Origin of the sequence: Bradyrhizobium sp. S3.3.6, from assembly GCF_040546905.1 — a bacterium.
GTDB lineage: Bacteria > Pseudomonadota > Alphaproteobacteria > Rhizobiales > Xanthobacteraceae > Bradyrhizobium > Bradyrhizobium cytisi.
This window is the reverse complement of sequence record NZ_JBEPOT010000008.1, coordinates 342,250-356,431: the sequence shown is the minus strand read 5'-3', so window position 1 is coordinate 356,431 and position 14,182 is coordinate 342,250. Positions and strand designations below refer to the sequence as shown.

Sequence of the window (14,182 nt, the reverse complement as noted above, 5' to 3'; positions counted from 1 at the left end):
CTTCAGCGGTGCGCTGCAGAGCCGGGGCCCATGCAGCAGCAAGCCGTGTGGCTTCCTGGGTCCCGGCTCTGCGCAGCAACGCTAAGAGGCGTTGCGGCGCGTCCGGGACAAGAGAGGAGCGAGTGGCGCTCACGATGACGAGGTACCCCGGACATGAGAAAGCGCCCGTGGGGGGCGGGCGCTTTCTGTAGTCGACTTGGGGTTGGGGTCGTCTACATATCCACGTGGCGACTTTGGGGGGCTGGTAAAGAGCCGCGTGAATTCCTGAAACTCAAATCTCCTTAGCGAACGACCGATGCGTTCGAGCTGGTGATCGCAACCGGCTTGCCGGCCTTGATGACGCGGGCGGTCTGGGTTAATCCGTCGTCCGAACCGGTGCGTGCAGTGATGCCGAACCCTGCCACCGCGATCCCGGCGACGAGGGCCACGACCACGATCTTCAGATGTGTCGAGCGATCTGCGCTGTAAATCGAGTGGTTCATGGAAGGCTCCTGCCGCCATCTACCCGAAGTAGTCGCCACCCTTGTTAGGCAGGTTCATGCTTCCGGTGCCCAACAACCTAGTATTGGGCGGATTCGTTCCCAAGGGGCTATCACAAGAGCGTGATACGACGTGAACGATCGCGATCAAGGGCGGATCTTGATCGCCAGATTTCGCAATTATTTCAAAGCTGTAATATGCCTGGAAGGCGCTTTGCCAGCAGTTGGTCGACAAGGTGCCAGAAACTAAAAAACCATTTGCCTGTGACTGAAAAACACACGGCTTCTTAAGGCAAATCAGATGCTTCCGACCGTTTTCAGCCTCGCTCTCGGGTGGATTTCGGCCTGCGACAACACGGTCGTCTGGGCCCGGAACCGCTCGACCAGGGAGCGGACGAAAGGTCGAATTGCCGCGGAGGTCACCAGCACCGGCGCCTCGCCTTCGCGGGCGGCTCGCTCGAAGGCCTCGCGCACGCCGGTCATGAACTCGGACAGCTTGGAGGGCTGCATCGCGAGGCTGCGCTCTTCGCCCTGGCCGACGATGGATTCGGCAAAAGCCTGCTCCCACCGTGCCGACAGCGCGATCAGCGGCAGATAGCCGTTGTAGGACGTATTCTGCGCGCAAATCTGCCGCGCGAGGCGAGCGCGGACATGCTCGACCATGGTCGCGGGATTGCGCGAGAAGGCGAGCGAGTCGGCGATGCCTTCGAGGATGGTCGAGAGGTCGCGGATCGAGATGCGCTCGGCGAGCAGCAGCTGGAGCACGCGCTGGATACCGGAGACCGTGACCTGTCCGGGCACGATGTCCTTGACCAGCTCGCTCTGCTCCTTCGGCAGCTCCTTGAGCAGCTTCTGCACCTCGCCATAGGACAGCAGGTCCGACATGTTGGCCTTGAGCAGCTCGGTGAGATGGGTCGAGAGCACGGTCGCGGCGTCGACGACGGTGTAGCCCTTGAGCGAGGCCTCCTCCTTGAGGCTGGCGTCGACCCAGGTCGCGGGCAGGCCGAAGGTCGGCTCGGTGGTGTGGATGCCGGGCACCTGCACCTGGCTGCCGCCGGGGTCCATGACCATGAACTGGTTCGGCCAGATCTTGCCGGTGCCGGCGTCGACCTCCTTGATCTTGATGATGTAGGTGTTGGCTTCGAGCTGAACGTTGTCGAGGATTCGCACCGCGGGCATCACGAAACCCATCTCGATCGCGAGCGAGCGGCGCAGCGCCTTGATCTGCTCGGTGAGGCGGTCGGTGCCGTCGGGGCCGTTGACCAGCGGCAAGAGCGCATAGCCGAGCTCGATCTTGAGGTCGTCGATCTTGAGCGCCGCCGAGATCGGCTCCTCGGCCGCCGAGGTGCCGGGGGCACCGGGCGTCCCGGCCGCGGGTGCGGCCCTTGCGGCAGCCTCGGCGTTGGCGGTCGCACGGTTGCGGTTACGCGCCGACCAGGCCAGCGCACCGGCGCCGGCGCCGAGCAGGAAGAAGGGGATGGTCGGAATGCCCGGCAGCGCGGCCAGCACCAGCATGACCGCCGAGGACATCGCGAGCGCCTGCGGATAGCCGGAGAACTGCTTCATCAGCGCCTTGTCGGCCGCACCCGAGACGCCGGCCTTGGAGACGAGCAGGCCCGCCGCGGTCGAGACGATCAGCGCCGGGACCTGGGTGACGAGACCGTCACCGACGGTCAGCAGCGTGTAGCTGCGGCCGGCGTCGGCAAAGGACAGGCCCTGCTGCGCCACGCCGATAATCATGCCGCCGACGACGTTGATGAAGACGATCAGGAGGCCGGCGATGGCGTCGCCGCGGACGAACTTCGAGGCACCGTCCATGGCGCCGAAGAACCCGCTCTCATCCTCCAGCGCCTTGCGGCGCTCCTTGGCGACCTTCTCGTCGATCAGTCCGGCGGACAGGTCGGCGTCGATCGCCATCTGCTTGCCGGGCATGGCGTCGAGGTGGAAGCGGGCGGCGACTTCGGCGATACGGCCCGAACCCTTGGTGATGACGACGAAGTTGACGATGATCAGGATGGCGAAGACGATGATGCCGATGACGAAATTGCCGCCCATCACGAAGCTGCCGAAAGCTTCGATGACGTGACCGGCGGCATCCGTGCCCTCGTGCCCATGCGACAGGATCAGGCGGGTCGAGGCCATGTTGAGCGACAGCCGCAGCATGGTCGAGATCAGCAGGATGGTCGGGAAGGCGGAGAATTCCAGCGGCGCCTGGATGAACAGCGAGGTCATCAGGATCAGGATCGACAGCGTGATCGAGATCGCCAGGAACAGGTCGAGAACGATCGCCGGCAGCGGCAGGATCAGCACCACAAGGATGGTGAGGACGCCGAGCGCGAGCGCGATGTCGCCGCGCTTGAGGATGGTGACGATCTCGGAAAGGGAGGGGATGCCGGGCTTGGCGTTACCTACGCCCTGTCCCGCGGTGACGTCGACCATGGTAGCTGCTCCCCCGCGCGACTGCCGTCCGCGCGCCCCAAACGTCTGCGCGGCGGCCGATGGGCCGCCGTTCCGAAAGTGAGGCACCGCACTGGCGTCCACGGGAGCTCCCGTTCTACGCGGCTGACGACACTCGACTCCACTGGGCAATTCTTGCCGGGTGTATGGTTAGCAAAGGGTTAACGGAGCGTGCGGCAGGAGTGCGGGGTGGGGGTGTTTCGGGACTATCAGGTCATCATTCCGGGTCCGCCAAGAGGCGCGCCCCGGAATGACCATGAAGGAGATCGCCCTACTTCGCCTTCTCCATCTTCGTCACCGTGTAACCCGACGCGGCCTCCTCGGCTTCGAATGACACCTTGTCGCCGACCTTGACCTGCTTGAGCATGGCGGGATCCCTAACGCGGTAGACCATGGTCATGGGCTCGTCCATGCCGAGGCCTTTGGCGGGGCCGTGCTTGAGCGTGATCTTGCCGGCGGTTTCGTCGATCTTCTTGACCTCACCGTTGATGGAAGCGGCCTGCGCCAGCGCGCTCGCGGTCAGGCCCAGCGTCAGTGCGAATGCTGCGGTGGCGCGGATGATCGGCTTCATGGCTCTCTCCATTGTCCTCATTTCACGGTGACGTGGCCGACCATGCCGTAGTCGCGATGGTCGGGGATCAGGCAGGAAAATTCGAAGGTGCCGGCTTTGGTGAACTTCCAGACGATCTCGGCCGTCTTGTTCGGCGCAAGCCGCACCCCGTTCGGGTCATCATGCTCCATGTGCGGGTGCTTCTTCATCACCTCGGCATGTGCGAGGTTCTCCTTGGTGGTGGCGAGCAGGAATTCGTGGTCCTCCCTGCCGACATTACGCAGTACGAAACGGATCTGCTCGCCGCGCTTGACTGTGATGCTCGACGGCTCGTAGGACATTTCGCTCAACGCGATCTCGATGGTGCGCGCCGGCTTCCCGGGATCGCCGGGCTCGCCGGCCGAGAAGCCGTGATGGTCGTGACCCTCGTGCGCGAACGCGGGTGCGATCGACAGCGCGAGCAGCGTCAAGGCGAGTTTGATCGTCTTCTTCATTGTGGTCTCCAGTTGGTGGTTCATCGAAACGCTCACATCTTCATCTTGTGCGCCGGCATGGCTGGCTGCCGCGCCGGCTCCGCCGCCGGCGAGGCGACCTCGTAGGCGACGGTGCCTTGCGGGAATTGATAGGGGCCGGGATCGCGATAATCGTCGCGCGCGAGGTCCTCGCGGATCTTCATCACCGTAAACATGCCGCCCATCTCGATCGGGCCGAACTGGCCGGTGCCGCTCATCATCGGCAGCGTGTTGTCAGGCGCCGGCATCTCCATGTTGCCCATCGCCATGCCGGACTGGCCCATCACCATGGCGTCGGGCGCAAGCTTGCCGACGGCCCTGGCGAGATCCTTGCGCGACACGCCGATCATGTTGCGCATGTCGTGTCCCATCGCATTCATGGTGTGGTGCGACTTGTGGCAGTGAAACGCCCAGTCGCCGGGATTGTCGGCAAGGACGTCGAATACGCGCACCGCACCGACCGGCACGTCGGTCGTCGTCTCCGGATATTGCGCGCTCTCGGGAATCCAGCCGCCGTCGGTGCAGGTCACGGCAAAGCTGTGGCCATGCAGATGGATCGGGTGATTGGTCATGCTGAGATTGCCGATGCGCACGCGCACCTTGTCGCCGAGCCTGACCGGCAGCGGATCGATGCCCGGAAACACCCGCGCATTCCAGGTCCACATGTTGAAATCAGTCATCTCGTTGACCCGCGGCAGATATGTGCCGGGATCGACGCGATAGGTGCTCATCACGAAAACGAAGTCGCGGTCGACGGGGCGGAAGTTTGGGTCGCGCGGATGCACGACAACCATGCCCATCATGCCCATCGCCATCTGCACCATCTCGTCGGAATGCGGGTGGTACATGAAGGTCCCGCTCTTCTTCATCTCGAACTCGTAGACGAAGGTCTTTCCCGGCTCGATATGCGGCTGGGTCAGTCCGCCGACGCCGTCCATGCCGCTCGGGATGATCATGCCGTGCCAATGCACGGTGGTGTATTCGGGAAGGCGGTTGGTGACGAAGATGCGGACCTTGTCGCCCTCGACTGCCTCGATGGTCGGCCCCGGCGACTGGCCGTTGTAGCCCCACAGATTGACCTTCATGCCCTCGGCGAATTCGCGCACTACGGGCTCGGCGACCAGATGGAATTCCTTCCAGTCGCCGTTGATGCGGAACGGCAGTGTCCAGCCGTTGAGCGTGACGACGGGGCGATAGTCGGGACCGCCAATGGGATGCAACGGCGGCTGCATCACCGCCTTGTCCATATGGGCTGCTTCCGGAATCGATGCGGCTTGGACGCGGCCGCTGACGGCTGATGCGCCCACGAGCGCGGCGGTGCCCAAAAATCCTCGGCGGGAAAACATGCTGGCCTCCATGTCAGTGGCCGCCATCGGCAGGTGCTGCCGCGGCGATATTGGTTGGATTGTCGCCGCCGGAAACAGGCGCGCCGCCGCCATTGACGGCGGTCTGCAACTCGGACTGGGCGATGAAGAAGTTTTGCCTGGCCTCGATCGCGCCGCGCAGCGAAGCGAGCCGCTGGCGTGCTTCGGTCAGGAGCGCGAAGATGTCGACCTGCATGCTGGAGAAGCGCAACTGCATCTCCTCGGTGATGATCTTTCGCAGCGGGATGATCTCGCGCTGGTAGTGACTAGCGATGTCGTAGGAGGAGCGATAGACACGGTAAGCGTCGCGCGCCTCCGAGCGGACGTTCACGGCACGCTCGGTGAGGCGGTTGAAGGCGAGATTGTAGGTTTCCGCGGCCTGCCGCACACGGACCTCGCCGCCATCGAAGATCGGGATCTGGAACTGCACGTCGAAGCCGCGCTCGCGGAACGGGGCGCCTTCCGGATCCTGAGTCCGGCGGGAGATGCCAGCGAGATCGAGCAGCGTGACGAAGCGGGTCGCCTCGGTGAGGTTCAACGACTTCGCCAGCGCCGTCAGATCCAGCCGCGCGATCTGCAGGTCGATGCGATGGGCCACCGCGTTGGCCTCGATCGAGGGCAAAGCCTGCGGCCGGCGCGGCAGCGGCGGCAGTTGGTTGGGCAGACGGAAATCGAGGCCGTCGTCCCACAGCCCCATCAGCCGTGCCAGCCTTTCGCGCGCGCTCGTCGCCGCCTGGCGTGCGGTGGCGAGGTCGGCGGTGGTCTCGGCGTAAAACACCTGTTCGAGGGCCTGGTCGAGCTTGTTGACCGAGCCGGTTTCGCCGAGCTTGACAGCGAGCTGCGCGGTCGATTCCGCGGTCGCCTTCGCGTCGGTCAGCAGGACCACCATCTCGTTTCCGGCGACTGCGCGAACGTAAGCGCGCCGCACATCGGCGGCGAGCCGAAGTGTGGCCAGCGCCGCACGCAATTGCGCCTGACGAAAGCGCGCGCGCGCGATGTCCGATCGGAACGGCAGCGTGGCCAACGCCAGGATGTCGCCGACGACCTGACGCTCGATCTCGCTGGCGCCATTGCCCGAGATGCGCGAGACCGAGAACACCGGATTGGACGGCAGGCTCTGCTCGACCAGATCGGTCTCGGCCAGCGCCAGCTCGTTATAGGCGGCCTGCAGCCCCTTGTTGTTGAGCAGCGCGACCTGCACGGCGGTCTCTTCGGTCAGCGTCCGCGACAGCAACTGGCGAACGCGCGCGTCGACCGCACCGGCTCCCTCGGCCGTCCGCACGAAGGCGATGTCCTTCCTGATGGTCTGGCTCGTCAGCTCCGAGACCGCGCTCATGCCGCTGTCGGGCGAGAACGCGGCACAGCCGGAGAGGCCGAGCGCGCCGAGAACGAGCAGGCTCCGTGCAAAATACTGTGCCATGGCGCGCTCCTACCGGTCCTGCTTCGGCTGCGGAGTGACAGCGTCGTTGCGCTCGCGCCATGGCGCAGGCGCTGCAGGCCGCAGGCTCGTGTAAGGCGCAACTGTCGAGCGATAGTCGACGCGCGCTGCCTTTGCCGCGGGATCGGCCGGATCCGCGCCGGTCACGGACGTTGTCGCCGGCATGCAGCCGGACAACGCCAATGTGGCCGCGGCCAGCAGCGGCCAATTGAATCGAAAGTGACCTCGACGCACCGCAGATGCGGCGGCCGACCTCGCCCCGAGAAGCGTAAGCATGATTTATCCCTGATCTGTCTGGAGACCACAGGTTCGCGCGCGCGGATTGCGCGCCCGGCCTGATGTCGTGGAATCAGATCAGATGATGGGAGGGCGATAGAGCCGGGGCGGCGCTGCGCTGTGCAGGCTGGCCACGATCTCGGGCGCGCAGCTGGAAACCGGCTGAAGCGGCTTTGCGAAGCTCGGGAGATCGGCCGGTAACGCGCTGATGCACATCATGGCGCAGCACGGGCCAGCCTTGCCCTTGCCGTCATGATGATGCGGGGCAGGCGTGTCCTGCGCGGCGGCCTGGTGATGCGCATGCATCGCCGCGTGGTCACGCGTCACGTCGCCATGCATGTGGCTGGCCGGCATCTGATGATGCACGGCCACAAGGTCGGCGAGCGGGGCTTCGTCGCCAAGGCATGGTGTTGGACCACTGCCCCAGGCGAGGCTTGCCGCCGGCGCGAGCACGCAGAACAGATAGGCCAGCGCAATGAAGCGCCCCACCCTGATCCGCATCGATCGCGTCAATTGCAACAACATTCCGACAGCATGCTCCGCGCGGCATTGTTGCACACGCAGATTGCAAACTAATGGCAAAGCGCGATTTCGCCAAGCTCCTTCTTACCGCAGTGCACCGCGCATGCCCATTATCGCGGCACGATGCTTGACCGCGAGGCGATCCGCGAACATGTTCCGCGCCGTGCACGCACCAAATCACCCAGGACAGAAACCGGCCTCATTCAGCCCTGACTCCCGTCAGGCCTGGGTGCGGCTCTTGCTCGCACTGCTGATCGGCTCGATCGGCGGCGTCGGCATGTGGGCGGTCGTCGTGGTGATTCCCGTCGTGCAGGCCGAGTTCGCCGCCACGCGCGGCGCGGTGTCGCTGGCCTTCACACTGATGATGTTCGGCTTCGGGCTCGGCGGCGTGATCGCCGGCAAGATCACCGACAAGTTCGGCATCGTGCCGGCCATGGCGATCAGCATCGCCTTCCTCGGCGTCGCCAATACACTGGCGGGGCTCTCGACCCAGCTCTGGCAGTTCGTCGCCGCCTATTTCCTGATCGGCCTCGGCACGTCAGCGACCTTCGCGCCGCTGATGGCGGAGGCCTCGCACTGGTTCGAGCGCTATCGCGGGCTGGCCGTGACCATCGTCGCGAGCGGCAATTACGTCGCCGGCACGATCTGGCCGCCGCTCATCAGCTCGGGCATCGAGAGGATCGGCTGGCGCACCACTCATGTCGGTATCGCCCTGGTCTGCGTTAGCTTGATGTCGATCCTGGTGCTGGTCCTGCGCGCGCAGATGGGCGACGACAAGGTCCGCAATCACGCCAATGCGCCGCCGCCGCGGGTCGACCCCAGGCTCTCGACCAACACGCTGACGGTGCTGCTCTCGATCGCCAGCATCTCCTGCTGCGTCGCCATGGCGATGCCGCAGGTGCATATCGTCGCCTATTGCGGCGATCTTGGTTACGGCGTGGCGCGCGGCGCCGAGATGCTGTCGCTGATGATGGCCTGCGGCATCGTCAGCCGCATCGGCTCCGGCTATCTTGCGGACAAGATCGGCGGCATTCCGACATTGCTGATCGGAGCACTGGCGCAGGGTTTTGCGCTGGTGTTCTACCTGTTCTTCGATAGCCTCGCCTCGCTCTACCTGATCTCCGCGATGTTCGGCCTGTTCCAGGGCGGCATCGTGCCGAGCTATGCCATCATCGTGCGCGAGGCGATGCCGGCCAGTGAAGCCGCGACCCGCGTCGGCATCGTCATCTTCGCCTCCGTGTTCGGCATGTCCTTTGGTGGCTGGGTGTCCGGCGTCATCTTCGATGCCACCGGCTCCTACGCGGCTGCGTTCGCCAACGGCGTGGCGTGGAATGCCCTCAATGTCGGAATCGTGCTGATGCTGTTGATCCGCTCGCGGATGAATGTGGCGAGGCGCGGACCGGGATTTGCGACCTAGACCGCCTGTCCTGCCTTCAGCAGGGAGCAGCCGGTGATCTTGTAACCTCCGTCCGCCTGCTGCTCGAGCGTGTAGAGCGCTTCCCAGGCTTCGCCGTTGGCATCGATGATGTGAACCCGCTGGGCGACGGAGCTGCCTTCGATCTTGCTCTCGCCGAACTCAAAGCTCTTGTGACGATAGACCGGCGCGTAGCCGTTCTGCACCATGGACATGAAGATGTCGGGCGCGGGGAAGATCTCCCGGATCGTCGGCGCGGCGTAGGAATAGGCGGCCGCTGCGTCGTCATGGCTCAAGGCTTGTTCCTGCGCTCGGATCACGCCTTGCGCTGTCGCGATGTCGTCGGCACGTGCGGAGATGGAACTGCAAGCAATACTAAGAACAACGAGCACGGCGGCAATGCGCATGGCAGGCTCCGCGTTGAAATCCCGGCTATGCTGATCGTAGCACGACCTTGGCAACTACGGACGCGCTATCGCTTCGGTTTCGCGGCCGGCTTCGCGCGCTTGGTGGTGTGCGCCTTTGGCTTTGCGACGGGCTGCACGCGAAGACCATCGACGAACACGTCGAGGAGCCGCAGTGCGGTTGACTGCCAGCCGGGCTGGTCGTGGATGTAGCACATGCCGAAGAACGCGCGCAGCAAGTCCTCGGGACTGATGTCGGCACGCATCTCGCCGGCCGCGACTGCGCGGTCGAGCAGCGAGCCGGTCGCCTTCGTCAGCCGGTCGAACGAGAAGGCGTGCAGCTCGGACCCGCTCTGCACCGCGAGCGCCAGGGCCGCCACCATGCCTTTCTTGGTGGCGACGAATTCGACACCTGAACGCAGCCAGCGCCTGAGCGCATCGACCGGATCCTTGGCGTTCTTCAACTGCTCGGCGAACTCGCTGAGCTGCTCGACCTCGCGCCGGTACACCGCCTCGAACAGATCCTCGCGCGTCGGGAAATGCCGGTAGAGCGTGCCGATGCCGACGCCTGCGCGTTTGGCCACGGCCTCCAGGCTCGCCTCCGGGCCGCCCGCGTTGAACACGACCTTGGCTGCCTCGAGCACGAGTTCGCGATTGCGCACGGCATCGGCGCGGGGCTTGCGGGTCCGGTCGGTGTGGTCGTCCATGCCGGCAATGTAGATCACGAATTGGTTAGATTGAACCCTTGGCTAGCTGCACCGCGTTGTCTGCGCACGGGCTTTTGACGAATTCCAAATATTTTCCAGTGACCCTTGTTAAGCGGAGGCTGCCTCCGTATCTTCGCTGAGGTGCCAGTCCTGACCCACGTCCGGGGCGGCGCGATATCGACGGCGGCCACGGCGGTGGCGCGCCGGGCGATGAGCCATGTCCATATCTGATCGGAGCCTTGTATGAACCACTCCATCAGCCTCACCGTGAACGGTGCGCGGCGCGATTTCGTCCTCGACGATCCGCGCGTCACGCTGCTCGATCTCCTGCGTGAGCGCCTCCATCTGACCGGAACCAAGAAAGGATGCGACCGCGGCCAGTGCGGTGCCTGCACTATTCTGGTCGACGGCAAGCGCATCAATTCCTGCCTCGCGCTCGCCATTAGCCATGACGGCGCCGACATCCTCACCATCGAGGGCGTTGCGCGCGGCGATCAGCTTCATCCGGTCCAGGCGGCCTTCATCGCCCATGACGGATTCCAGTGCGGCTTCTGCACGCCCGGCCAGATCATGAGCGCCATCGGCATGATGCAGGAAGCCCAGGCCGGCAACGATCCCGAGCGCATCCGCGAATGCATGAGCGGCAATCTCTGCCGCTGCGGCGCCTATGCCGGCATCGTCGATGCCGTGCTCGAGGCGCAGGCCGGTGCCGACGAATCCAACCAGAGGCGCTCCGCATGAAGCAGTTCGATTATGTCAGGCCTGCCACCGTCGCTGAAGCCGTTGCCGCCGCCGCCCAGCCGGGCGCGACCTATCTCGCCGCCGGCACCAATCTGCTCGACCTGATGAAGGGCGGTGTCAGCCGTCCGGATCGGTTGGTCGACGTCACGCATCTCGATGGTCTCGATCAGATCGAGCGTCTCGCGGATGGAAGCGTGCGCATCGGCGCGTTGGTGAGCAATGCCGATCTCGCGCATGATGCAGAATTTGCAAAATCCTATCCGGCCGTCGTGGAAGCGCTGCTCTCCGGCGCGTCGGCGCAATTGCGCAATGCCGCGACTGTGGGCGGCAATCTGCTGCAGCGGACCCGTTGCGCATATTTCTACGACACCGCCAGCCGCTGCAACAAGCGCGAGGCCGGCTCGGGCTGCGACGCCCGCGAGGGCGAGAACCGCACGCACGCCGTGCTCGGCTGGAGTGAAAGCTGTATCGCCACGCATCCGTCCGACTTCTGCGTGCCGCTGGTGGCGCTCGACGCCATCGTCGAGATCGAAGGCAGGAACGGTCGTCGCGAGATCGCGCTCGACGAATTGCATCGCCTGCCCGGCCATACGCCCGAGCGTGAATCAGCGCTTGAGCCCGGCGACCTCATCGTCGCGGTGCGTCTGCCGCCCGCGGCGCCTGGTTTTGCAGCGCATGCGCGCTATCTTAAGGTTCGCGAGCGCACGTCCTACGCGTTTGCCGTCGTCTCGGCTGCTGCGGCGCTACGGATCGAGAATGGCAAGATCGCGGAGGCGCGACTTGCGCTTGGCGGCGTCGCCGCAAAGCCCTGGCGTACCCGCGCCGCGGAGGATGTGCTGAGGGGCGTCGCACCAACGGCAGATGCTTTCCAGGACGCCGCATGGCGCGCACTCGCCGACGCAAAGCCGTCCGGCGACAACGCCTACAAGATCGAGCTCGCGCGCCGCATCGTCGTGCGCGCGCTGACCCTTGCCGCTGCCGGCACGCCCGCGCGTATCTCCGCGCTGCCGGCTTCTCCCTTTGCCTCGACCTCTGGAGCCATCCATGCCTGAGCTCAATCTCACCAGCGCTCCCGCCCATCTTCGCCACGGCTCGAGCATCGGTCAGCCGCTGACCCGCCGCGACGGCGTGCTCAAGGTCAAGGGGCAGGCGACCTACGCCGCCGACAATCATCCGCCCGGCATGCTGTTTGCGGTGATGGCGGTTTCCAGCATCGCACATGGCCGCGTGACCTCGCTCGATGTCGCTGCCGCCAAGCGTCATCCCGGCGTCGTCGACGTCATGACGCCTGACCACAAGCCGCAGCTCGCGATCGATCCGGAGATCAAGACCAATCCATTCGTGTTCCGGATGGAGGTGCTGCAGAGCAACGAGGTCCGCTACGCCAACCAGCCCATCGCCGTCGTGATCGCCGAGACGCTCGAGGCGGCGACCGAAGGCGCGGTGCTGCTGGCGCCGTGCTATGAGACGCTGCCCGCCCTCGTCGGCCTCGATGCCGGCGAGAGTTTTGTGCCGCCTGTCGTTGGCGTCGGCAATCCCGCGGAAAATCATCGTGGCGATGTCGAGGCAGGCCTCGCATCGGCCGAGAAGCAAATCGACGTCGTCTACGAGACGCCGCCGCAATACCACAACGCCATGGAGCCGCATGCGATCGTTGCTAGCTGGGATGATGACAGTGTGCAGATCGACATGCCCACCCAAGGTCTCATGTTGTCGCTGGCGCGCGTCGCCGAACTGTTCGGCATCGCGCATGACAAGATCCATATCCGCAGCCCGTTCCTCGGTGGCGGCTTTGGCTCCAAGGGGCTCATGGCCGGTCCTCCCGTGCTCGGTCTGATGGCCGCAAAACTGGTCGGCAGGCCGGTCAAGCTCGTGCTGCGCCGTGAGCAGATGTATGGCCCGGTCGGCCATCGTGCGCCGACACGTCAGCGCTTGCGCATCGGCGCCGACGGCGAGGGGCGCCTGACTGCGCTCGACCACCATGCGCGCACCGTGTCGAGCACGTTCGATGATTTCTACGAACCGGCCGCCGACGCGTCGCATACGCTCTACGCCGCGCCTGCGATCCGCACCTCGCACGATGCTGTGCGCGTCAATACCGGCACGCCATTGTTCATGCGTGCGCCGGGCGAGGCGACGGGATCGATTGCGCTGGAAAGCGCGATCGACGAGATGGCCTGGGCTTGCAGTATGGATCCGCTGGCCTTCCGGCTGAAGAACTACGCCGAGGTCGAGCCGATCACCGGCAAGCCGTTCTCGTCCAAAGCGCTGCGCGCCTGCTACGATCAGGGCGCGGCGCGCTTCGGCTGGTCGAAGCGCTCGCTGCAGGCGCGCCAGACGCGCGACGATGCCGGCCTGCTGGTCGGCTGGGGCATGGGCACGGCGACCTTCCCGGCGCTGATGTTCCAGGCCGAGGCGCGCGCGGCGATCCGCCGTGACGGCACCGGCGCGATGGAGATCGGCGCGCATGACATGGGGCAGGGCGCCTGGACGGCGCTGGCCCAGATCGCAGCCGACGCCGTCGGGCTCGATATCGACCGCGTCGAGTTCAAGGCGGGGACATCAGATCTGCCCGATGCCGGCATCGCCGGAGGCTCGGCGCACACTGCAACCGCCGGTGCGGCGATCCACAGCGCCGGCGCGGCCGTGATCGCCAAGCTTGCCGACCTCGCCACCAAGGACGAGCGCTCGCCGCTGTTTGGCGCCGGCAATGCCGGCGTGATCGCGCGCGACGGCCGGTTGATCCGGCGCGACGACGAGAACCGCAGCGAGAGCTACACCGAGATCCTGGCCCGTGCCGGCGTCGCCGAGGTCGAGGCCCGCGGCACAGGTGCGCCGAATCCGGCGGCGATGGAGGAGTATGCGATGCATGCCCATGGCGCGGTGTTCGCGGAGGTGAAGGTCGATCCCGAGCTCGGGCAGATCCGCGTCACCCGCATGGTCGGCGCCTTCGCCGCGGGGCGCATCGTCAATCCGCATCTGGTGAAGAGCCAGCTGTTCGGCGGCATGATCTGGGGCATGTCCTTTGCGCTGCACGAAGAGGCCATCACCGACCGCCGTAGCGGAAGGATCATGAACGCCAATCTCGGCGAGTACCACATCCCGGTGAATGCCGATGTGCCGCCGCTCGATGTGATCACGGTCGACGAGCACGATCCGCACGTCAATGCGCTCGGCATCAAGGGCGTCGGCGAGATCGGCATCACCGGCAGCGCCGGCGCCGTGGCGAACGCGGTCTGGCATGCGACCGGCGTGCGGGTGCGCCGCTTCCCGATCCGGATCGAGGAGCTGCTGACGTAGCTTTGAGGCTTTCGGCCT

Annotated in this window: 14 protein-coding genes; 4 read left to right on the top strand and 10 right to left on the bottom strand. The window is 65.3% G+C overall.

Features of this window, described 5'->3' with window-relative positions:
* Positions 1-281 precede the first annotated feature (281 nt).
* The 8 genes from ABID59_RS24170 to ABID59_RS24135 form a co-directional block, all read right to left on the bottom strand.
* The gene (locus ABID59_RS24170; protein WP_148753290.1) at positions 282-482 is read right to left on the bottom strand and encodes a hypothetical protein; all 201 of its coding nucleotides are present in this window, start codon (positions 480-482) and stop codon (positions 282-284) included.
* 294 nt (positions 483-776) lie between these two features.
* On the bottom strand, positions 777-2,918 hold the full coding sequence (gene flhA, locus ABID59_RS24165; protein ID WP_354085041.1) for a flagellar biosynthesis protein FlhA: 2,142 nt from the start codon (positions 2,916-2,918) through the stop codon (positions 777-779).
* Between the two features lie 289 nt (positions 2,919-3,207).
* Positions 3,208-3,507, bottom strand: a complete 300-nt coding sequence (locus ABID59_RS24160; RefSeq protein WP_354085040.1) for a copper-binding protein — start codon at positions 3,505-3,507, stop codon at positions 3,208-3,210.
* A gap of 17 nt (positions 3,508-3,524) precedes the next feature.
* Positions 3,525-3,980 carry a cupredoxin domain-containing protein gene (locus tag ABID59_RS24155; RefSeq protein ID WP_354085039.1) on the bottom strand — a complete coding sequence of 152 codons (456 nt, stop codon included), beginning with the start codon at positions 3,978-3,980 and terminating at the stop codon, positions 3,525-3,527.
* Positions 3,981-4,012: 32 nt separating this feature from the next.
* Positions 4,013-5,344, bottom strand: a complete 1,332-nt coding sequence (locus tag ABID59_RS24150; protein WP_354085038.1) for a copper oxidase — start codon at positions 5,342-5,344, stop codon at positions 4,013-4,015.
* A gap of 13 nt (positions 5,345-5,357) precedes the next feature.
* Positions 5,358-6,782, bottom strand: a complete 1,425-nt coding sequence (locus tag ABID59_RS24145) for a TolC family protein (RefSeq protein ID WP_354085037.1) — start codon at positions 6,780-6,782, stop codon at positions 5,358-5,360.
* Between the two features lie 9 nt (positions 6,783-6,791).
* Positions 6,792-7,076, bottom strand: coding sequence for a hypothetical protein (locus ABID59_RS24140; RefSeq protein ID WP_354085036.1), 285 nt, complete (start codon positions 7,074-7,076; stop codon positions 6,792-6,794).
* 78 nt (positions 7,077-7,154) lie between these two features.
* On the bottom strand, positions 7,155-7,601 hold the full coding sequence (locus ABID59_RS24135) for a hypothetical protein (RefSeq protein WP_354085035.1): 447 nt from the start codon (positions 7,599-7,601) through the stop codon (positions 7,155-7,157).
* 148 nt (positions 7,602-7,749) lie between these two features.
* Between ABID59_RS24135 and ABID59_RS24130 the strand changes: the two genes are divergently transcribed.
* Entirely contained in the window at positions 7,750-9,015 is a 1,266-nt protein-coding gene (locus tag ABID59_RS24130) for an MFS transporter (protein ID WP_354085034.1), read from the top strand.
* Here ABID59_RS24130 and ABID59_RS24125 read toward each other — a convergent pair.
* The gene (locus ABID59_RS24125) at positions 9,012-9,419 is read right to left on the bottom strand and encodes a DUF4864 domain-containing protein (RefSeq protein WP_354085033.1); all 408 of its coding nucleotides are present in this window, start codon (positions 9,417-9,419) and stop codon (positions 9,012-9,014) included. The genes ABID59_RS24130 and ABID59_RS24125 overlap by 4 nt on opposite strands.
* Before the next feature lie 65 nt (positions 9,420-9,484).
* Positions 9,485-10,123: a TetR/AcrR family transcriptional regulator gene (locus ABID59_RS24120; RefSeq protein WP_187435091.1), complete on the bottom strand. Its 639-nt coding sequence runs from the start codon at positions 10,121-10,123 to the stop codon at positions 9,485-9,487.
* A 243-nt stretch (positions 10,124-10,366) separates the two neighbouring features.
* Here ABID59_RS24120 and ABID59_RS24115 point away from each other — a divergent pair, with 243 nt between their 5' ends.
* The 3 genes from ABID59_RS24115 to ABID59_RS24105 are packed head-to-tail and all read left to right on the top strand — an operon-like array spanning position 10,367 to position 14,164.
* Entirely contained in the window at positions 10,367-10,864 is a 498-nt protein-coding gene (locus ABID59_RS24115; protein ID WP_148753302.1) for a (2Fe-2S)-binding protein, read from the top strand.
* On the top strand, positions 10,861-11,916 hold the full coding sequence (locus tag ABID59_RS24110) for an FAD binding domain-containing protein (RefSeq protein WP_354085032.1): 1,056 nt from the start codon (positions 10,861-10,863) through the stop codon (positions 11,914-11,916). Before ABID59_RS24115 ends, ABID59_RS24110 begins: the two co-directional genes overlap by 4 nt.
* Positions 11,909-14,164 (top strand): xanthine dehydrogenase family protein molybdopterin-binding subunit, encoded by a 2,256-nt coding sequence (locus tag ABID59_RS24105; protein ID WP_354085031.1) that lies wholly within the window; start codon positions 11,909-11,911, stop codon positions 14,162-14,164. The genes ABID59_RS24110 and ABID59_RS24105 overlap by 8 nt, the downstream gene beginning before the upstream one ends.
* The last annotated feature ends 18 nt before the right edge of the window (positions 14,165-14,182 follow it).

What these genes read in the sequence shown, in the direction of transcription:
- ABID59_RS24170 (WP_148753290.1), bottom strand. Translation starts at nt 482, where the DNA reads ATGAACCACTCGATTTACAGCGCAGATCGCTCGACACATCTGAAGATC.
- flhA (WP_354085041.1), bottom strand. Translation starts at nt 2,918, where the DNA reads ATGGTCGACGTCACCGCGGGACAGGGCGTAGGTAACGCCAAGCCCGGC.
- ABID59_RS24160 (WP_354085040.1), bottom strand. Translation starts at nt 3,507, where the DNA reads ATGAAGCCGATCATCCGCGCCACCGCAGCATTCGCACTGACGCTGGGC.
- ABID59_RS24155 (WP_354085039.1), bottom strand. Translation starts at nt 3,980, where the DNA reads ATGAAGAAGACGATCAAACTCGCCTTGACGCTGCTCGCGCTGTCGATC.
- ABID59_RS24150 (WP_354085038.1), bottom strand. Translation starts at nt 5,344, where the DNA reads ATGTTTTCCCGCCGAGGATTTTTGGGCACCGCCGCGCTCGTGGGCGCA.
- ABID59_RS24145 (WP_354085037.1), bottom strand. Translation starts at nt 6,782, where the DNA reads ATGGCACAGTATTTTGCACGGAGCCTGCTCGTTCTCGGCGCGCTCGGC.
- ABID59_RS24140 (WP_354085036.1), bottom strand. Translation starts at nt 7,076, where the DNA reads ATGCTTACGCTTCTCGGGGCGAGGTCGGCCGCCGCATCTGCGGTGCGT.
- ABID59_RS24135 (WP_354085035.1), bottom strand. Translation starts at nt 7,601, where the DNA reads ATGTTGTTGCAATTGACGCGATCGATGCGGATCAGGGTGGGGCGCTTC.
- ABID59_RS24130 (WP_354085034.1), top strand. Translation starts at nt 7,750, where the DNA reads ATGTTCCGCGCCGTGCACGCACCAAATCACCCAGGACAGAAACCGGCC.
- ABID59_RS24125 (WP_354085033.1), bottom strand. Translation starts at nt 9,419, where the DNA reads ATGCGCATTGCCGCCGTGCTCGTTGTTCTTAGTATTGCTTGCAGTTCC.
- ABID59_RS24120 (WP_187435091.1), bottom strand. Translation starts at nt 10,123, where the DNA reads ATGGACGACCACACCGACCGGACCCGCAAGCCCCGCGCCGATGCCGTG.
- ABID59_RS24115 (WP_148753302.1), top strand. Translation starts at nt 10,367, where the DNA reads ATGAACCACTCCATCAGCCTCACCGTGAACGGTGCGCGGCGCGATTTC.
- ABID59_RS24110 (WP_354085032.1), top strand. Translation starts at nt 10,861, where the DNA reads ATGAAGCAGTTCGATTATGTCAGGCCTGCCACCGTCGCTGAAGCCGTT.
- ABID59_RS24105 (WP_354085031.1), top strand. Translation starts at nt 11,909, where the DNA reads ATGCCTGAGCTCAATCTCACCAGCGCTCCCGCCCATCTTCGCCACGGC.